Below are 19,665 nucleotides of genomic sequence, written 5' to 3'. Positions count from 1 at the left end.
GGATAGGATAATGAATAGCTTAGACTATAGATCACTGTGCTTGAACATGTCTGACTTTCATAACACAGATGGGATTAATCTAATAATTTTTGCAGTAAATCACCATTTAGCATCGCCCGTTTAATGAGAGCAAAGGCATTCAGTGCCGGATGGTCATCAATACTGGATGGCACGATGGTGAGTTGCTCACGGAATGCGTGTAAAGATTGATGAGAAATATTGCGTTGTAGAGCCGGGTAGACAATGCTTTCGGCTAAATTAATTTTTCCTGCAATGACAATCTTTTGTGGGTTAAACATATTGACGGTCATCGCAATCGCTTTTCCTAAGTCATTGGCAGCTTGGGTAAGTGCCATTGTAGCCAGTTCATCGCCATTATTGGCATGGTGACAAATGGTGTCTATATTGAGCAATTCATTATGCGGTAACGACGACGGATAACCTTGTTCCAAGCGTCGGCGAATGTGTTGAATGATGGCTGGCTCTGAAGCGATGGTTTCTAAACAGCCAAAATTGCCACACTGGCAACGTTCACCCAGTGGATTGACCTGAATATGGCCTATTTCTCCCACATTCCGGTTATGCCCTAAAAATACTTGCCCGTTGACGATGATGCCGGCTCCGACACCATGATGGACGCTGACGACAATCGAATCATAACTGTCTTTACTGGCGCCAAAATAATGCTCGGCTAAGGCGAGGGAGCGTACGTCATTTCCGACAAAACAACTGATTTTAAAATGGTTTTCGAGGATGCCGACGAGAAATAATTTCTCGTCTTCAATATTAATATTGGGCATGTATTCAATCACCCCATCTTCTGGGTTAATGAGCCCAGGGAGGACGATGCTGATGGCGATGAGTTGCGCGATTTGGTGTGCGTGACGATGTTTAAAATCGTCGATAAAGCGTATTAATCCACTGACCAATTCTTCTTGCATGGTATAGGCAAAAAATTGTCGTTCGAGGATTTTTTCTTTTCCTGATAAATCGTATAAACCCAGATAGATGTAGTCGCGGCCTACTCGCACAGCAATCGAGTGGAATGGCGCCACTTCAGTTGTGAGGGAAATCGCGCGGCGTCCGCCCGTAGAGGCTTGTTGAGCCACCTCTTTAATCAAGCCGCGTTCGAGCAGCTGGCGAGTAATTTTAGTCACGCTCGCCGGAGCAAGCTGACTAACGTCGGCAATTTGAATCCTTGAAATAGGACCTTGTTGATCAATTAAACGATAGACAATTGCGCTGTTTAATTGTTTTACTAAATCTACATTACCGATTTGTCCGCCAGTCATTCTTAGTGTTTTCCATATTGTCCGTTTACTACTGTGGCGTCTACATTCAAGTCACAGTCAAAAATTGCAAGATTGGCGATATATCCCGGTGCAATACGACCGAATTGTTTATCTATACCAATGGATTGCGCTGGGTATAGTGTAGCCATACGTAGCGCTTCATCCAGTTCTATCCCCACATATTTGACGGAATTTTTGATTGCCTGATTCATGGTCAGCGCCGAGCCACCCAGAGTGCCATTTTCATCAATGCACTTACCATCTTTGTAATATACTGTTTTACCGACAAAAATAAAGGACTCTATATCAGCACCAGCAGGGGCGGTTGCATCAGTCACTAAGAGTAACTTGTCTTTTTTGAGGTGTTTGGCTATCCGAATATTCGCGAAATCCACATGGAACCCGTCGGCGATGATCCCGGCATAAACACTGGGAGTATCATAAACCGCACCCACAGCACCAGGTTCACGCCCAGTGATAGAGGACATCGCATTAAAAAGATGAGTGGCGGAGGTCATTCCTGCCGCAAAGCCCGCTTTGGCTTGCTTATAAGAGCAGTTAGTATGACCTAAAGATACCGTAATTCCGGCCTGTGCAAGTTGACGGATATGGGCGGCATCGTTCATTTCTGGCGCCATAGTCAGTTGTGCAATCACATCGTGATTCTGACACATGAAATCCACCATGGATTGGTTCGATTGACGAATAAAGTCAATATTATGAATGCCTTTTTTCTCTGGGTTGAGGTAAGGACCCTCTAAGTGCAGACCAAGCACATGATGAGGATGTTGATGCATATAATCACGCGCGACGGCTACCGCCTGTTGCATATTTTCATCCGAGGACGTTATCAAGGTTGGAAGAAAGTTGGTACAGCCGGACAGCAAATTGGCGCGGTGCATGGTGTGCAATGTCGCGGTGCTGATCTCGTCATTGAACATCACGCCGCCACAGCCATTTAATTGTAAGTCGATAAATCCAGGTGAGATATTTGCACCATTCACATCGATGACCGGCATAGTTTCTGGAAGTGCATGACGAGGAATAATGTCATGGATGATGTGATCGCTAATGATGAGGCCATGATCTGTCAAAATAGATTCGCCAGTAAAAATTGTGCCATTAACTAACGCATATTTCATTTTTATTCCTTCACTTCTCTAATTTTGATGATGTTGCCATGCTTGCAACAGTGGCCAATGATAAGGCCGATCGTTAAGCAGTGTGATATCTAACGATAAATAGTCACCAGACAGTTAACATAAGGATTAATTATTCTGTCAGTTTCATATACTATCGTCATTTTTATCATACCGCGAAGTATTCATATTTTACACAAAAAAATAAGTTGTGGTAGTTAACCGAATTGTAAGATTTTATTTGCGCTTTATGGTGATCATTGTCACGTTATCATGAGTATTTTGTTTATGTTTTCGTACATCTGCCTACACTATGCGTAACTAAATTGAGCAAGTAAAAAAAGTAACTGACTGAGATACGGACATCTAACTGGAGAATTATGACGTGAACATTTTAGGATATGCACAAAAGCTAGGTAGAGCTCTTATGTTACCTATCGCGACGCTTCCAGTCGCAGCGTTGCTGCTGAGACTGGGACAAGGTGATTTACTCGATATTCCTTTTATGGCCAATGCTGGGGGGGCAATTTTCGACCACCTACCGTTGCTATTTGGGTTGGGGATCGCCGTTGGATTATCGATCGATGGCGCTGGTGCGGCAGGTATTGCTGGTGCGGCAGGTATTGCTGGTGCGGCAGGTATTGCTGGTGCGGTCGCGTACTTTGTTCTCACTGCGACAGCGAAAACCATTAACGCAGAGAATGATATGTCTTTCTTTGGCGGGATTTTCGCCGGAATCATTGCGGGCCATTCGTACAATGCCTTTTATAAAACCAGTTTACCGCAATGGTTGGCTTTTTTCTCCGGTCGTCGTTTAGTGCCTATTATGGCGGGGCTTTTCTCTTTAATCGCTGGTGGTCTGTTAGGCTTTGTGTGGCCTTACGTGCAGTCTGCGTTAGATGCGTTAGCTCACGGTATTTCTTCTTCTGGGTCTTTGGGAGAATTTGTCTACGGTGTTCTCAACCGAGCGCTCATTCCGGTGGGATTACATCACGTACTTAACTCGTATTTCTGGTTTGGTATGGGGACCTGTCAGGAAATCATCGTCTCTAATGCGCATGCCGCCGCGAATGCATTAACAAACATCACCAAGTTATGTGTCGCGCCGGATATTGCGAAGTCTTTGGTGGTTGGGAATGAACATACTTTCCATTTTGTCAATTCGGTGACACCGGATGTAACCGCTGTGGTTAACTCGGTCACGGATACCATAAAAACAGGCGACTTGAACCGCTTCTTTGGTGGTGATTTAAGTGCTGGTCGCTTTATGAATGGTTTCTTCCCTGTGATGATGTTCGGTCTGCCGGGCGCAGCGCTAGCCATGTATCTGTGTGCGCCAACAGAAAAGCGTGCGCAAGTCGGTGGTATGTTATTCTCCGTTGCATTTTGTGCTTTTTTAACTGGTATTACGGAACCTTTAGAGTTTTTATTCGTGTTCTTAGCGCCAGCGTTGTACGCGATTCATGCGGTCTTCACTGGGCTTTCAATGGTGATCGCCAATGCGTTTGGTACGCTTGATGGCTTTGGATTCTCTGCGGGTTTACTCGATTTTGTCTTAAACTGGGGACTGGCAACCAAACCACTAACACTCTTGTTCATTGGTTTTGGGTTCTTTTTCCTCTACTTCATCACGTTCTATGTGGCCATACGCGCCTTCAACCTTAAATCACCGGGCCGTGAGGACGATGTTGCCTTAGGAACACAGCAAGGTAAGCCACAAGGTTCAACCAGCAACCAAGAGTTAGCTAAGCAGTATCTGGCTGTGTTAGGTGGCCATGACAACGTCGATAATATCGATGCGTGTATTACACGTCTACGGCTAACAGTGAAAGATAGCGGCTCCATCGATGAAAGTGAGTTGAAAGCGTTAGGGGCGATGGGCGTGGTCAAACTCAATAAAACCAGTATCCAAGTGATCCTAGGTCCAATGGTGGAAATCATTGCGGGTGAGATGAAAGATATCGAGCAAGACTAGTGTGACTTGTGCTGACTACTATCGACAAAAAGCCCTTGTTTAAGGGCTTTTTTTGATGAACGCGCAGCTTTTAAACAGCCACTAAAGAAATAATTGCAAGAAACGCATAGTTTCTATTGTGCATCTGTAGAGAATTGTGGATCATTACTGGCATCATCGTCATTGTTGACCCAGCGCCGCTAGGCGATAAGTGAACGATACATTTTCTGACAATACTAAATAAAATTGAGGTGCTATAGATGAGTGAAGCTGAGGCTCGTCCATCGAACTTCATTCGCCAAATCATTGATAAAGATTTAGCGGATGGTAAACACACTAGCGTGCATACTCGTTTTCCGCCAGAGCCAAATGGTTATCTGCATATCGGGCACGCAAAGTCGATCTGTTTGAACTTTGGTATTGCTCAGGACTATCAGGGACAGTGTAATTTACGCTTTGATGATACCAACCCTGAAAAAGAAGATCTCGAATACGTTGAGTCGATTAAGAAAGACGTCAAATGGTTAGGCTTTCAGTGGGCAGGAGATATTCACTATTCTTCTGATAACTTCGATAAGCTTTACGAATATGCAGTCGAACTGATTAACAAAGGCTTAGCGTATGTTGAAGAGCTAAGTCCAGAGCAGATTCGTGAATACCGCGGAACGCTAACCGCGCCGGGTAAGCACAGCCCTTATCGTGATCGTCCAGTTGAAGAGAATTTGGCGTTGTTTGAAAAAATGCGTCAAGGCGAGTTTGCGGAAGGTACTGCGTGCTTACGTGCAAAAATCGATATGTCATCATCATTTATGGTGCTGCGTGATCCTGTGTTATATCGGGTACGTTTTGCCTCTCACCATCAAACCGGTGATAAATGGTGCATTTATCCGATGTACGATTTTACCCATTGTATTTCTGATGCGTTGGAAGGCATTACGCATTCTATCTGTACGCTTGAGTTCCAAGATAACCGTCGTTTGTACGATTGGGTACTCGAAAATATTACGGTGGACTGTGTCCCGCACCAATACGAGTTTAGCCGCTTAAACTTAGAATATACCGTAATGTCCAAGCGTAAACTCAATCAATTAGTGACTGAAAAGTTAGTGGATGGTTGGGATGATCCACGTATGCCTACGATTTCAGGTTTACGTCGCCGCGGTTTTACCCCAGGCTCGATTCGTGAATTCTGTCAACGTATTGGTGTGACTAAGCAAGAGAACTTAATTGAGTTTGGTTCGTTAGAGTCGTGCATTCGTGATGACCTAAATGAACATGCGCCACGGGCAATGGCGGTCTTGGATCCTGTGAAAGTCGTGATTGAAAACTACGACGCTGATCAAGTCGAAACGTTGGTTTTACAGAATCACCCGAACAAACCAGAAATGGGGACTCGTGACGTACCATTTACGCGCGAGGTCTTGATTGAGCGTGAAGATTTCCGTGAAGAAGCGAATAAGAAATACAAACGTTTAGTCCTCGGTAAAGAAGTGCGTTTACGTGGTGCGTATGTCATCAAAGCCGAGCGTATTGAAAAAGACGCGCAAGGCAATATTACGACGATTTACTGTACGTACGACAATGAAACCTTGGGTAAAAATCCAGCAGACGGCCGTAAGGTGAAGGGTGTGATTCACTGGGTTTCGGCGTCTCATGGTTTGCCAGCTGAAATTCGTTTGTATGATCGTTTGTTTAACGTGCCTAATCCTAGCGCGGCTAATAACTTTGCTGAGACGATTAATCACGATTCTCTGATTGTGAAGAACGGGGTTGTTGAACCCAGTCTTCAATCAGCAGAAGCGGAATTTGGGTATCAATTTGAACGTTTAGGCTATTTCTGTGCTGATAACAAAGACTCATCACCGCAGGCGTTAGTCTTTAACCGTACTGTCGGTTTGCGTGATACTTGGGCAAAGATTGAAGCTAAGTAACGTGTTACACTCATAAGTGTTAAAGCCAGCCAAGTGCTGGCTTTATTTTTGCCTCATGATTCAGGGATAATGGCAGACTACGAAATGAGAAAAACTCATAATAGTGTGAGGCCTATACGATAATTGAGCGACTAAATAATTTTTTATGCGTATTTCTATAGTTTTACCCCATTATTCCGATATATTAAGTAGATCGGTATTTATTTTTTAAAGCACATAGCTGAGCCTTATATGCGTCAACTTCTTAAACGTTTGCTAATGCCCTTGGCAATAGCCGCCGTGACTCAGATTTCTTTTGTACGTGCTGAAGGGATTCGTTTAATTGGTCCAAGCGGCCAAGTTCAGTCTTCTCCCCAGTTCAGTACTAATGTGGAGCGCAACTCCGCATCGGCAGAGAGTCAACCTGCGAAATTTTTTGGACCCACGACGTCAAGCGAAACGCTTTGGTCGATCGCAACGAAATTGCGTCCTTCAAATCAAGTAACGGTTCAGCAAACGTTACTGGCTATCTATCGTTTAAATCCGCAAGCGTTTGAAAATCAAAACATCCACAGCTTATTGCCTGGCAGTACGTTACGTATCCCGTCATTAACACAAGTGAAAAGCGCCACAACCGCTGAGGCGGTGCGTATTATGCGTGCTCACAAAGCACGGCTGGCGAGTGAATCTCGCGTCGCTCAGAAGCCTGCGAAGACGCGTCAATCTCCAGCATCGTCATCCTCTGTTGCCAAAAGTAACTCGGCTGTTGAGAATCAAGCGAAGACCGTCGAAAAAGAATTGAATCGTTCCCAAAGTGAGTTGTCGGCACTTGAGGAGCGCAATCATCGGTTACGTTTACTGTTGTCTGACGTGCAGCAGGAAGTCAAAGGACTGAAAGAAAAGCTCAATGATGATAGTCGAATTCGCACCGAATTTGAAAAGCTACAAGCGGAGCAGCAAACCAAACAACAAAGCGATCCAAAGCTAAAAGAAAGCACATGGGATCAAGTATCTTCAAGTCCTTGGCTATTGGCGTTACTCGCATTAATTCCTGGTTTGCTCATTGGTTTACTGGCCGTATGGTTATTGGGACGTCGTAAGAAAGAGGAACCGGTCGCTGAAGAAGCGGTGGTGCCAGAGAGTGAAGAACCGTCGTTGGTGATGATCGATGATTTATTGGTCATGGAAGATGATGATCTCAAACTCGATGATGATTTATTTGGTGAATCGTCAGGCGAAGAAGACGCTTTATTTGCTGATGATACGGATGTTGAAACCAGTGAAGACGATTTATTCTCTGAACTGGCAAGTAGTGATATTGACTTTGACCTTGATGATGAAAACGATGATGAAGATTTATTCGCGGGTATCGCCGATGACGGTGATTTGAAGAGCGAAGATAATCAACCTTCTGAGCAACCACAAATCTCCCAAGATGATATTGAGTCCTTATTGGAGGCCGATGAGCCTTCGGAAGATTTAGGTAGCAATAATCTTGACCAATCAATGCTCGATGAGCTGTTCAATGAGTCAGAGCCAGAAGAAGAGCTGGACCCTCTCGACCTTGGTTTGCCTGAAGATTTGGATTTAAGTAGCAGTGTCGCATCAGACGAAGAACTGGATGAACTCTTCAATAGCATTTCTGAAGAGCCCGATTTAGAAACATTAGAAAACGAAGCGCAATCAGCAGACAGTGTTCCAGGTACCGAGTCCGATGCTGCGTTATTGGATGAGTTACTCGATGAGGCGCAGACAGATACCGCCTCGACACGTGAGGAAGACGATACTCCGACGACGGCTGATGAAACCGCCCTGCTTGACGAATTGTTGGATGAGGACGATGAGGGCGATGACTTCACACTAGAAGATGATAGTGTTGCATTACTCGATGAGCTCATGGAAGGGGCTGATGAAGAGGAAGGTGACGATTCAGAGCTATTGAGCCAGCTAGAGTCGAGCGATCAAATGCTCGATGAGTTGCTCGGTGACAGTGATGAAGAGACGCCGGAATTTGATGCCAACAGCGCAGACTTGCTTGATGAAGTCTTAGGCGACGATATTTCTGATGTAACCTCATGGAAAAGCGATCCTGAACTAGAAGAACTGGCGAAGAGTGATCCTGATGATGACGATGGTACTGAACTCTTCGATGAACTTTTAGAAATTGAAAAAAGCGCACAGGAAGAAGCGGACAGCGAGTTATTTGATAGTGAGCACTTCATAGATGATCTCATTAGTAATGTGCCTGAAAAAGATCCGTTATTAGACAGTGTCGAATTTGAATCTGAAGCCGAGTTTGAGCCTGAATTACTCTCGGAAGAAGACGTGAATAATCCAGAAGAAACCTTTGATTTTCAGCCAGAAATAGAGGGACAATCTGAAGAGCCAGAGCCAGAGCCAGAGCCAGAGCCAGAGCCAGAGCCAGAGCCAGAGCCAGAGCCAGAGCCAGAGCCAAATGAGTTTGGTACGCCACAAGATGACGATTGGAGTATCGATGACGATGAGCCTTTGCCATCTCAAATGCTAAACGCTGAATCGTCAACGCCATATAATCGTGAAGATACGACACCAAGCGTCAATGAGCTCGAAACGGTCACGTCTGCGGCAGAGCTTGATCAAGGGGATCATTCGGCTGTGTCGCCGGAAGAAGACATTGAAGAAGAATCGATTCTCGCGAGCCAAACTGTCTCTGATGATGAATTGAGCTTTGATCTCGATGACACCGATATTCTGGGCGACGATATCTTTGATGACGCTTCAGAGTCGGCAGAAGCGACGGATGCAGCAGTCGATGATCCGTCTTCAGCGCAACCCGAGCCAACTGAGGCGGCGGAACCTGAAGTCGCGCCTGAGCCGCAATCGGACAACGATGAGCTTGATTTCGTACTTGATGACGAGTTATTGCCAGAGTTTGACGAAGACGATGCGCTTGCGGCATTGCAAGACAGTGACGAGGGTTCGGCACCTGAGTCAGAGCAACCCGTAGAAGCGGTTACCGAGCCAGAGCTGTCACAGGATGACGTGTCGGTGGATGCACCAGCGACGGATGCACCAGTTGATGAACCGTCTTCAGTGCAACCCGAGTCAACTGAGGCGGCGGAGCCTGAAGTCGCGCCTGAGCCGGAATCGGACAACGATGAGCTCGATTTCGTACTTGATGACGAGTTATTGCCAGAGTTTGACGAAGACGATGCGCTTGCGGCATTGCAAGACAGTGACGAGGGTTCGGCACCTGAGTCAGAGCAACCCGTAGAAGCGGTTACCGAGCCAGAGCCGTCACAGGATGACGTGTCGGTGGATGCACCAGCGACGGATGCACCAGTTGATGAACCGTCTTCAGTGCAACCCGAGTCAACTGAGGCGGCGGAGCCTGAAGTCGCGCCTGAGCTGGAGTTGGACGACGATGAGCTCGATTTCGTACTTGATGACGAGTTATTGCCAGAGTTTGACGAAGACGATGCGCTTGCCGCATTGCAAGGCAGTGACGAGGGTTCGGCACCTGAGTCAGAGCAACCCGTAGAAGCGGTTACCGAGCCAGAGCCGTCACAGGATGACGTGTCGGTGGATGCACAAGCGACCGATGCACCAGTTGATGAGCCGTCTTCAGCGCAACCCGAGCCAACTGAGGCGGCGGAACCTGAGATCGCGCCTGAGCCGGAATCGGACGACGATGAGCTTGATTTCGTACTTGATGACGAGTTATTGCCAGAGTTTGACGAAGACGATGCGCTTGCGGCATTGCAAGGCAGTGACGAGGGTTCGGCACCTGAGTCAGAGCAACCCGTAGAAGCGGTTACCGAGCCAGAGCTGTCACAGGATGACGTGTCGGTGGATGCACAAGCGACAGATACACCAGTGGTTGATGAGCCGTCTTCAGCGCAATCTGAAGCAAATGAGGCGGCGGAACCTGAGGTCGCGACTGAGCCGGAATTAGACGACGATGAGCTCGATCTCGCGCTTGATGATGACGATGACTTTTCGATTAATCTAGACGAAGAGTATGCGGAGTTTACTGAGCAAGATGCGCTGGAAAATGCAGAAGGGGAGTTAGACCCTGAACCCATTGACGATCCGGTGGGTTTTAGCGAAGAAGAACTTGAACGGGAATTGGCGGATGGTAATTTCCCAGAATTTACTGAAGAAGATGCATTAAATCAGTCGGATAAAGCAGCCATATCAACAGGCTTTGCGGAAGAGGCACCGGCGGATACTATGCCGTCTGAGCAAACCTCACAACATTCGCAAGCGCCGTCAGAGAACCGGGAAGAGACCAACGAATCGTCCCCAACTAGCGCAGCCGGTCCCGATTTATCTTTTGATGAAGCGTCCTTAAGCAATTGGCTAGACGACTCGCCTGAGCATAATGATTTTCGTTTTGATCAGCCAATCGATGCCGATACCATTGATAGTGCGGGTATGGATTTAGAAGCCATGCTTGATGTGGGAGGCGAAGATTGGAATGGCTTTAATTTAACGCCAGAACAGAAGTCGCAAATATCCGATGATGTGCCAGAGGATTTGGCCGATATTTGGAGTAATGAGAGTCAAACGCCGGCGCCTCAAATTGAAGATGAAAACTGGGGTGAACAAGAAACACTAGAGGATGTGCCGCCAGGAGCCGATCCGAGTCAGTTTATGACGATTGATGAGCTGATGGCACAAGTTGAGAATGAAGAAAATCAGGCCAATAGTGCGGCGTCTTTGGATGAACAAGAGCTGCAGCTTGATGTCGGGTTAAATGAATTCCCTGACGTACTGGGCGATATTTCTGAAGTCGATGTTGATCTGAATGCCGCAGCAGCGGGAAAACTTGATTTGGCTAAAATGTACATTGAAATGAATGATGCCAAAGGGGCAATTAAGTTGCTGGAGGAGTCGATCGTCGATGGTGATGATGATATTCGTCAAGAGGCGAAGCGCTTAATTGATAGCTTGCAAGGACGGAGTTAGACAAAAAAGGCGGGATTTTTCTCGCCTTTTTGTCGCTTGATTAGAAATTTCGTTGAATTGCGATTATACTTCTTGCCCCATTTTCAACGAGAATAACATCATGAGAATCGCTTTAGGTATTGAGTATGATGGTGCTCGTTACTACGGCTGGCAACGCCAGCGCGACGTAAAAAGCGTTCAAGAAGCGTTAGAAAAAGCTTTGACTATCGTCGCTAATCATCCGGTTGAGGTTCAGTGTGCAGGTCGTACGGACGCAGGTGTTCATGGGACTGGCCAAGTGGTCCACTTTGATACAACCGCTGATCGGAAAATGGTGGCGTGGACGATGGGAGCCAATGCCAACATGCCCAAAGATATTGCGGTAAGATGGGCGAAACCCGTTCCCGAGGAATTTCATGCTCGCTTTAGTGCGACAGCACGACGTTATCGGTATGTGATCTATAATCACGCATATCGGCCAGCCATTCTGGCGAGTGGCGTGAGTCATTATCATGGAGAACTCGATGTTGCTTTGATGCATCAAGCTGGGCAATATTTGCTAGGCGAAAATGATTTTACTTCATTTCGTGCAGCCCATTGCCAGTCTAGGAGTCCATGGCGTAATATTATGCATATTAACGTTAGCCGCCATAATCATTATGTGGTGGTAGATATTAAAGCCAATGCATTTGTTCATCATATGGTTAGGAACATTGTTGGCAGCTTATTGGTTGTTGGCAAAAAGGAAAAGCCACCGGAATGGATTGAATGGTTATTGCAGGCTAAAGATAGGAATTTAGCGGGTGCAACAGCCAAGGCGGCAGGGTTGTATTTAGTTGACGTAGATTACCCACAAGAATTTGAATTGCCGATTGTTCCCATCGGCCCGCTGTTTTTACCTGATGAGCTAAGTCGCTTATAGTAGGAACGATGAGTAAAATTCTACCTAAGTTATGCGTGATGGTTGCAGAGAAAAAATAGGTACAACCAGTTTTTTGTCTACAGCACGTTATTTATGTGATTTAATCGCACGCATTTGTTTCTGTTTTATATCTTTCGCGATGGTGCGGGAGAGTTGAGAGTAAAAGGTCTTCCATGAGTTGGCTCGAAAAGATTTTAGACAAAACCCATATTGTAACTGCTCGTAAAGCCAATATCCCTGAAGGGGTATGGACGAAGTGTTCTTCATGCGATCAGGTTCTGTATTATGCAGAGTTAGAGAGAAACCTAGAAGTTTGTCCTAAATGTGATCACCACATGCGCATGAGCGCTCGTCGTCGTTTAGAAACTTTCCTTGACCCTGACAGCGGCGTAGAAATTGGTGCTGAACTTGAACCTCAAGATAAACTTAAGTTCAAAGACTCGAAGCGTTATAAAGATCGCCTGAGTGCAGCACAAAAGAAAAGCGGTGAGAAAGACGCGCTGATCGTGATGAAAGGTGAAGTCATGAACGTGCCTGTTGTGGCGTGTGCGTTTGAATTTGCTTTTATGGGCGGTTCCATGGGCTCAGTCGTCGGGGCGCGTTTTGTCAAAGCCGTTAATGCTGCGATGGAAAATAACTGCGGTTTGGTGTGTTATTCTGCAAGCGGCGGTGCACGCATGCAAGAAGCGTTGATGTCTTTGATGCAAATGGCCAAAACCAGTGCCGCGCTTGAGCGTTTATCGAAAAAAGGTCTGCCATTTATTTCGGTACTGACGGATCCGACCATGGGCGGTGTATCAGCCAGTTTAGCCATGCTAGGGGATATCAATATTGGTGAACCGAAGGCGCTGATCGGCTTTGCTGGACGTCGTGTTATTGAGCAGACAGTACGTGAAGACTTACCAGAAGGCTTCCAACGTAGTGAGTTCTTACTTGAACATGGTGCGATCGATATGATCGTTGACCGTCGTGATATGCGTAAGCGCTTGTCTGGCTTATTGGCGAAGATGACAAACCATGAATCGACTCAAGTTGAAGAAGTTAACGACGATCAAGAGTCATATTCAGTACCAGAAGCGGATAAAAAAGGGTAAAGTAGACGCTAACTAAACCACTCAATTAATTGGTTATACGTTAGATGAAACAGAACCTGACACCTCAAGCCACTACGCCAATGAGCGAGTGGCTTGATTATTTAACTCATATTCATTCCTCCTCCATCGATTTAGGTTTGGAGCGAGTCTCACAAGTTGCCATTCGCGCAGCGCTTACCAAGCCCGCACCAACGGTTATCACCGTGGCCGGTACCAACGGCAAAGGCTCGACGTGTGCCTTGATGGAAGCGATTTTACTCGATGCTGGCTACCGCGTTGGCGTATACTCTTCTCCCCACTTAATTCAATACAACGAACGTGTCCGTATCAATGGCCAAGTGCTGGATGATACAAAGCATACCGAGGCTTTCTCTTTCATTGAACAGCAACGTAGCGATATTTCGCTGAGCTTTTTTGAGTTTGGTACGTTAGCCGCCTTACGACTTTTTCAAACAGAACAGGTCGACGTGGTGTTGTTAGAAGTCGGCTTAGGTGGTCGTTTGGACGCAACGAATGTGGTTGATCATGATGTGTCCATCATCACCAGCTTAGCCGTAGACCATGTCGATTGGTTAGGCGATGACATCAATGTCATCGGCTTTGAAAAAGCAGGGATATTTCGTCGTGGTAAACCGGCTATTTGTGGTCAGCCGAAAGCGCCAGCTACCGTAGCGGCTCATGCGGATGATATTGCGGCGCAATTCCATCAGGTCGGTATTCAATTTGATTATGAGCGTACTGGTGCTCACTCATGGCGCTGGTGGAGTGGAAGCTTTGATTTAACTGATTTGCCTTTGCCATGTCTGCCCCTGCCCAATGCGGCTACAGCTTTGATGGCGCTTGGTGTCTCTGAGTTAGCGATCTCGGATGTCAATATCGCTAACGGTCTTAAAAAGGCCCAATTGCCAGGACGGATGCAGCAACTCTCTCAAAAGCCCACCATACTATTGGATGTGGCACACAACCCGCATTCGGCGCAGTATTTAATGAATGAGTTGCAGCAGCGTTATCCTGAGGCGTCATTCCATATTGTGATTGGGATGTTGCATGATAAGGACATAGCGGCCACCGTGGCTACGTTAGCGCCGAAAGTGGCTGCTTGGTATCCCGCATCCTTAACCGGTCCCAGAGCCGCCACTGCCGATGAGCTTTGTGCGGCGATTCGTCCCTATACGACCCAGACGTTGACCGAATTTGCCAGTCCAGTGATGGCATTTGAAGCCGCCTTGACACAAGTCTCAGAGCAGGATGTCATAGTGGTGGTAGGTTCATTTCACACTGTTGGCGAAGTCTTGTCGCATTGGCAAAATAGAGGAGCATAAATGGCCAGTAAATTTCAATGCCGTTTAGTAGGAACCATTGTATTGGTTGCCATTGGGGTTATCGTATTGCCAGATATTCTTGATGGAAAGAAAAGTCATTATGAAGATGATGTGGCAAGTATTCCGATCAAGCCTCAGACTGATGAGCAAAAGGGATCGTTTGATGTCATAGAACCGGATAACGATAAGGCAACGTTGCCAGACGCACCCGTGAAAGCCGTGACGACTCAGACTCGCTCATCGCAAGCGAATGAGTCTGCCGATTCTGATGCTTCATCTACCTCACCCGAGAGTACCGATGAGGTGGAAACCCAAATCACGTCACAACCCGAGAAAAACGATTATCGAGATAGTGCGTGGCTCATTCAGTTAATGGCACTGAAAAATGCGAGTAACGCGAAGAAAGTCGTGGCAGACTTACAAAAACGTGGTTACCAAGCCCATACGAAGGAAGAGAACGGTTTTACCCGAGTGATTATTGGTCCGGATGTTTCGAAGAGTAAACTAGAGCGTCAGCTTGATGAATTGCAGAAAATAACCGGTGCTAAAGGTCGATTGCTCAAATTTAAACCACTAAATCCATAAGAAAACGTTTGCGTCGCGTATTTTTCTGTTAAAATGCGCGCCAACTTAAGATGTAAATAATATATGAATTGGTTAGATATCGTCATTTTAAGTGTGATCGGCCTGTCTGCGTTGATTAGCTTAGTTCGAGGTTTCGCAAGAGAAGCCGTGTCTTTGGTGATTTGGTTTGGGGCATTTTTTATTGCGTCTCACTATTACGCCAAACTAGCGGTGTACTTTACTAACATCCAAGATCCGGTGTTTCGCAATGGTGCTGCAATTGCCGCATTGTTTGTCGCAACATTGATTGTCGGGGCGATTGTGAACTACGTGATTGCGCAGCTGGTGCAAAAGACAGGATTGTCTGGTACAGATCGAGTTCTGGGGGTGGTGTTTGGTGCGCTGCGAGGGGTATTAATTGTGTCTGCTGTCTTGTTTTTTCTGGATGCCTTTACGGCATTACCAGCAACAGTATGGTGGAAAAACTCGCAATTAGTACCTCAGTTTAGTCATATTATTTCACCATTTTTTGAGCACTTACAGGCAACATCAAGTTTTCTATCTGGCGCTAATTAGCGTCAGATAGAGTCGAAAATCGAGGATTAGCACATGTGTGGTATTGTTGGAATCGTGGGCGCAACCCCTGTAAACCAGTCTATTTATGACGCCTTAACGGTATTGCAGCATCGTGGCCAAGATGCTGCGGGTATTTGTACCATAGAAAGCAATCGTTTTCGTCTGCGTAAGGCGAATGGATTGGTCAAAGATGTATTTGAAGCAAGACACATGCAACGCTTGCAAGGGACCGTGGGAATAGGTCATGTTCGTTACCCCACTGCAGGAAGCTCCAGCGCTTCAGAAGCTCAACCTTTCTATGTTAACTCGCCTTTTGGTATTACGCTTGCGCACAATGGTAATTTGACCAATGCCAAAGAAGTTCGTGAACGTGTGTTTGAGAAAGACCGCCGTCATGTCAACACCACATCGGACTCGGAAGTGCTACTGAACGTATTGGCCCATGAAGTCGATACGGTTCGAGGCATGATTAATGAAGATGATGTCTTCCGAGCCATTACCAATGTGCACCGCACCATTAAAGGGGCCTATGCGGTCGTAGCAATGATTATCGGTCACGGTATGATTGCCTTTCGTGATCCCAATGGGATTCGTCCACTGTGTTTGGGAAAACGTGACGTTGCGGGTCGCACGGAATATATGGTCGCATCTGAATCGGTTGCGCTTGATGCTGTTGGTTTTGACTTTGTGCGTGATGTGGCTCCCGGTGAAGCGATTTACGCAACCTTTGAAGGCCAGTTATTCACCAAACAGTGTGCCGATTTTCCAGTCCTAAATCCTTGTATTTTTGAGTTTGTTTATTTTGCTCGTCCTGATTCGTTTATCGATAAAGTGTCGGTATACAGTGCACGTGTTGAAATGGGCAAAAAACTGGGTGAGCGTATTCAAAAAGACTATGCCGATTTGGACGTCGATGTCGTGATTCCTATTCCTGAAACCTCGTGCGATATTGCCCTGCAAATTGCTCAGGCCATTGATAAACCGTACCGTCAAGGGTTTGTGAAAAACCGTTATGTAGGGCGCACCTTTATCATGCCGGGACAGCAAGAGCGCAAAAAGTCGGTTCGTCGTAAGTTGAATGCGATTCGCAGTGAATTTAAAGGGAAGAATGTCTTGCTGGTCGACGACTCGATTGTCCGGGGAACCACTTCGGAGCAGATCGTGGAAATGGCTCGTGACTCTGGTGCGAAGAAGGTCTATATGGTGTCTGCTGCTCCAGAAATTCGCTTCCCGAACGTCTATGGTATCGATATGCCAAGTGCGAACGAATTGATTGCTCATGGCCGTGATAATGAAGCGATTTGTCAGCAAATTGGTGCGGATGCCCTAATTTTCCAAACGTTAGATGATCTTGTGGCAGCGGTCGGTGAAGGTAACCCCGATATTCAACAGTTCGAAACATCGGTATTTAACGGCGAATATGTAACTGGCGATGTTGATCAAAATTACCTTGAGTTTCTTGAGTCGATGCGCAGTGATGACGCGAAGCTCGAGCGCGATATACAGCAAGAGCTGGTCAATCTGGAAATGCACAACGAAGGTTAAACGTGCCTCACAGAGACAAAAAAGCAGCATCTAGGATGCTGCTTTTTTTTATGGGTAAGAGTCGGCGTATCGGTTGATGAGTCATGATACTCGCCTGACGCTCACGCCTAACGAGTATCAACGACGACTCGAGATTTTTCGGCTACAGGACCATAGCGGCAATCCAGCCCGCGATAATCAGTGGGATATTGTAGTGTAAGAAGGTGGGAACAACGGTGTTCCAAATATGCTCATGTTGACCGTCGGCATTCAGACCCGATGTTGGCCCTAAGGTTGAGTCCGACGCCGGTGAGCCTGCATCACCTAACGCTGCCGCCGTGCCGACGAGCGCGATGGTGGCCATCGGTGAGAAACCAAAAGCCAGCGCTAGGGGCACATAAATCGTAGCGATAATTGGAATAGTGGAAAATGATGAACCAATTCCCATGGTAACCAGTAGGCCAACGACGAGCATCAATAGTGCGGCTAACGGCTTGTTATCGCCGATATTACTCGAGACGGCCTGAACGAGTGTTTCGACGCCACCTGTGTCTTTCATAACGGCGGCAAATCCCGCTGCAGCGATCATGATAAAGCCAATCATGGCCATCATATGAACCCCCTGATTGAACACATCATGGGTTTCCTTCCAAGCAATCACGCCGCCAAAGGTAAACACCATAAAGCCAGCCAGTGCACCGATGATCATTGAACCGGTCAGCAGTTGCACACTCAAGGCCGCTACAATGCCGATAACGGCCACCACAATGTGACGTTTATTAATGGTCACGGCTTTCGTTTCTGTTTGGGTAAATTGAGTTTCACGATAATGACGGGGTTTACGGTAACTGATAAATACGGCAATAAGTAGGCCAGCAACCATGCCGAAACCAGGTAACATCATTGCCATTGGCACTTGCGCCGCGGTAATGTCTGTTAATCCGTTATCACGCAGATTTTTAAGGAGAATGTTATGTAAGAAAATGCCACCAAAACCGACCGGCAACACCATATAGGGGGTGATCAAACCAAAGGTTAGAATACACGCAACAAGACGGCGATCCAGTTTCAGTTTTGCCAATACGCCTAACAGAGGTGGAATCAAAATAGGGATGAAGGCGATATGTACAGGAATGATGTTCTGAGAAGCCACCGCCATCAAAAGAAATACAACTAAAACGCCATACTTCAGGCCAGTTGTTGCCACACCGTGTTCTTTACCGTGCAGTTTTTTAATGACCGATTGTGCGAGTAGGTCGGTAATGCCTGAGCGAGAAATCGCTACGGCAAACGTGCCAAGCATGGCATAACTTAATGCAATCGTGGCACCACCACCGAGTCCGCCTTCAAATGCGGCGACGGTATCGGTAATGCTCATGCCGGACATCAATCCGCCGACGATGGCACTGAATGTCAGTGCGACGACGACGTTGACTCGCACCAATGCTAATAACAGCATGATGCAAACAGAAATTATTACTGGGTTCATAAATGTCTCAATTAATTAGTTCACTGGGTTAAATCGATGACCTTAGTCTTCTCTTTCGTCATTGGATTGTGTGCTGTCGTCTGCTGGAGGTATCGGCCATCCGCCTAATGCTTTCCACTTATTCACAATTCGGCAAAATAACTCTGCCGTTTGCTCCGTATCGTATAACGCAGAGTGGGCCTCATTATTATCAAACGCCATACCTGCAGCACGGCAGGCCTTGGCAAGGACTGTTTGTCCATAAGCTAAGCCACTGAGTGTTGCCGTATCGAAAGTGGCAAACGGATGAAACGGCACGCGTTTCAAATGACTCCGTTCATTTGCCGCCATAACAAAGCCGTGATCAAACGCTGCATTATGTGCCACCATAATCGCCCGGTTGCATCCGGCATTTTTTTGTTCTTTACGGATCAGCTTGTAGATCTCTTTGAGAGCATGCTCTTCACTGACTGCGCCACGTAGAGGGCTAAAAGGGTCATGAATCCCTGTGAATTCTAATGCCGCTTTTTCAATATTGGCACCTTCAAAAGGTTCGACATGAAAATGAAGGGTAGAAGCCCGATGAAGGACACCGTGTTCATCCATGCGTAACGTGACTGCGCAAATTTCAAGTAATGCATCCGTGTGCGAGTTAAATCCGGCGGTCTCTACGTCAATGACCACAGGAAAATAGCCGCGAAAGCGCTTCTTTAGTGTCAATCTTTCATCTATTTCGTTCATGTTTACTCTAATAGGTGTGACAAGGGCAGCATTATTACAGATTCTGGGAATAAGAAAAACCAATCAGGCGGGTTTGTGCGAATTAATTTGGCTCTCTTGGGTGGAGACAAAGTCGGCCAGATAAGGCACCAAAGCGACGGGGTACAATGGCGGATATATTGTTGCGAATGCGCTATCTCCAAGGAGTTTTGGCTAGATTATTGCATAATTCCAAAGGCACATCAGGGGTC

13 protein-coding genes are annotated in these 19,665 nt (G+C 46.6%); 9 read left to right on the top strand and 4 right to left on the bottom strand.

Annotation, left to right across the window (positions count from 1 at the left end; all coding sequences use genetic code 11):
* Window positions 1–74: 74 nt before the first annotated feature.
* Together EAE30_RS14150 and nagA are read right to left on the bottom strand one after the other, a co-directional pair.
* Window positions 75–1,292 carry an ROK family protein gene (locus tag EAE30_RS14150; RefSeq protein WP_123016500.1) on the bottom strand — a complete coding sequence of 406 codons (1,218 nt, stop codon included), beginning with the start codon at window positions 1,290–1,292 and terminating at the stop codon, window positions 75–77.
* 2 nt (window positions 1,293–1,294) lie between these two features.
* Window positions 1,295–2,434, bottom strand: coding sequence for an N-acetylglucosamine-6-phosphate deacetylase (gene nagA, locus EAE30_RS14145; RefSeq protein WP_123016499.1), 1,140 nt, complete (start codon window positions 2,432–2,434; stop codon window positions 1,295–1,297).
* A gap of 382 nt (window positions 2,435–2,816) precedes the next feature.
* Between nagA and nagE the strand changes: the two genes are divergently transcribed.
* From nagE to purF, 9 genes are all read left to right on the top strand, one after another.
* A complete protein-coding gene (nagE, locus tag EAE30_RS14140) occupies window positions 2,817–4,406 on the top strand; it encodes an N-acetylglucosamine-specific PTS transporter subunit IIBC (protein ID WP_123016498.1) in 1,590 nt (529 codons plus the stop codon).
* A gap of 239 nt (window positions 4,407–4,645) precedes the next feature.
* A complete protein-coding gene (glnS, locus tag EAE30_RS14135) occupies window positions 4,646–6,316 on the top strand; it encodes a glutamine--tRNA ligase (RefSeq protein WP_123016497.1) in 1,671 nt (556 codons plus the stop codon).
* A 231-nt stretch (window positions 6,317–6,547) separates the two neighbouring features.
* On the top strand, window positions 6,548–11,245 hold the full coding sequence (locus EAE30_RS14130; RefSeq protein ID WP_123016496.1) for a FimV/HubP family polar landmark protein: 4,698 nt from the start codon (window positions 6,548–6,550) through the stop codon (window positions 11,243–11,245).
* A 100-nt stretch (window positions 11,246–11,345) separates the two neighbouring features.
* Window positions 11,346–12,146, top strand: a complete 801-nt coding sequence (gene truA, locus EAE30_RS14125) for a tRNA pseudouridine(38-40) synthase TruA (protein ID WP_123016495.1) — start codon at window positions 11,346–11,348, stop codon at window positions 12,144–12,146.
* 173 nt (window positions 12,147–12,319) lie between these two features.
* Window positions 12,320–13,240, top strand: coding sequence for an acetyl-CoA carboxylase, carboxyltransferase subunit beta (accD, locus tag EAE30_RS14120; protein WP_123016494.1), 921 nt, complete (start codon window positions 12,320–12,322; stop codon window positions 13,238–13,240).
* Between the two features lie 44 nt (window positions 13,241–13,284).
* A complete protein-coding gene (gene folC / locus EAE30_RS14115; RefSeq protein ID WP_123016493.1) occupies window positions 13,285–14,562 on the top strand; it encodes a bifunctional tetrahydrofolate synthase/dihydrofolate synthase in 1,278 nt (425 codons plus the stop codon).
* Window positions 14,563–15,147 carry an SPOR domain-containing protein gene (locus EAE30_RS14110; RefSeq protein WP_123016492.1) on the top strand — a complete coding sequence of 195 codons (585 nt, stop codon included), beginning with the start codon at window positions 14,563–14,565 and terminating at the stop codon, window positions 15,145–15,147.
* 63 nt (window positions 15,148–15,210) lie between these two features.
* The gene (locus tag EAE30_RS14105; protein ID WP_123016491.1) at window positions 15,211–15,702 is read left to right on the top strand and encodes a CvpA family protein; all 492 of its coding nucleotides are present in this window, start codon (window positions 15,211–15,213) and stop codon (window positions 15,700–15,702) included.
* Window positions 15,703–15,735: 33 nt separating this feature from the next.
* On the top strand, window positions 15,736–17,247 hold the full coding sequence (gene purF / locus EAE30_RS14100) for an amidophosphoribosyltransferase (protein ID WP_123016490.1): 1,512 nt from the start codon (window positions 15,736–15,738) through the stop codon (window positions 17,245–17,247).
* A gap of 142 nt (window positions 17,248–17,389) precedes the next feature.
* Here purF and EAE30_RS14095 read toward each other — a convergent pair whose 3' ends face one another.
* On the bottom strand, window positions 17,390–18,715 hold the full coding sequence (locus EAE30_RS14095) for a Na+/H+ antiporter family protein (protein WP_123016489.1): 1,326 nt from the start codon (window positions 18,713–18,715) through the stop codon (window positions 17,390–17,392).
* 42 nt (window positions 18,716–18,757) lie between these two features.
* Window positions 18,758–19,435, bottom strand: coding sequence for a ribonuclease T (rnt, locus tag EAE30_RS14090; RefSeq protein WP_123016488.1), 678 nt, complete (start codon window positions 19,433–19,435; stop codon window positions 18,758–18,760).
* Between the last annotated feature and the right edge of the window lie 230 nt (window positions 19,436–19,665).

This window comes from Vibrio zhugei (assembly GCF_003716875.1).
Lineage (GTDB): Bacteria > Pseudomonadota > Gammaproteobacteria > Enterobacterales > Vibrionaceae > Vibrio > Vibrio zhugei.
The sequence above is the reverse complement of the archived record's forward strand: the minus strand, read 5'-3'. Positions and strand labels throughout refer to the sequence as shown.

What these genes read in the sequence shown, in the direction of transcription:
- EAE30_RS14150 (WP_123016500.1), bottom strand. Translation starts at nt 1,292, where the DNA reads ATGACTGGCGGACAAATCGGTAATGTAGATTTAGTAAAACAATTAAAC.
- nagA (WP_123016499.1), bottom strand. Translation starts at nt 2,434, where the DNA reads ATGAAATATGCGTTAGTTAATGGCACAATTTTTACTGGCGAATCTATT.
- glnS (WP_123016497.1), top strand. Translation starts at nt 4,646, where the DNA reads ATGAGTGAAGCTGAGGCTCGTCCATCGAACTTCATTCGCCAAATCATT.
- EAE30_RS14130 (WP_123016496.1), top strand. Translation starts at nt 6,548, where the DNA reads ATGCGTCAACTTCTTAAACGTTTGCTAATGCCCTTGGCAATAGCCGCC.
- truA (WP_123016495.1), top strand. Translation starts at nt 11,346, where the DNA reads ATGAGAATCGCTTTAGGTATTGAGTATGATGGTGCTCGTTACTACGGC.
- accD (WP_123016494.1), top strand. Translation starts at nt 12,320, where the DNA reads ATGAGTTGGCTCGAAAAGATTTTAGACAAAACCCATATTGTAACTGCT.
- folC (WP_123016493.1), top strand. Translation starts at nt 13,285, where the DNA reads ATGAAACAGAACCTGACACCTCAAGCCACTACGCCAATGAGCGAGTGG.
- EAE30_RS14110 (WP_123016492.1), top strand. Translation starts at nt 14,563, where the DNA reads ATGGCCAGTAAATTTCAATGCCGTTTAGTAGGAACCATTGTATTGGTT.
- EAE30_RS14105 (WP_123016491.1), top strand. Translation starts at nt 15,211, where the DNA reads ATGAATTGGTTAGATATCGTCATTTTAAGTGTGATCGGCCTGTCTGCG.
- purF (WP_123016490.1), top strand. Translation starts at nt 15,736, where the DNA reads ATGTGTGGTATTGTTGGAATCGTGGGCGCAACCCCTGTAAACCAGTCT.
- EAE30_RS14095 (WP_123016489.1), bottom strand. Translation starts at nt 18,715, where the DNA reads ATGAACCCAGTAATAATTTCTGTTTGCATCATGCTGTTATTAGCATTG.
- rnt (WP_123016488.1), bottom strand. Translation starts at nt 19,435, where the DNA reads ATGAACGAAATAGATGAAAGATTGACACTAAAGAAGCGCTTTCGCGGC.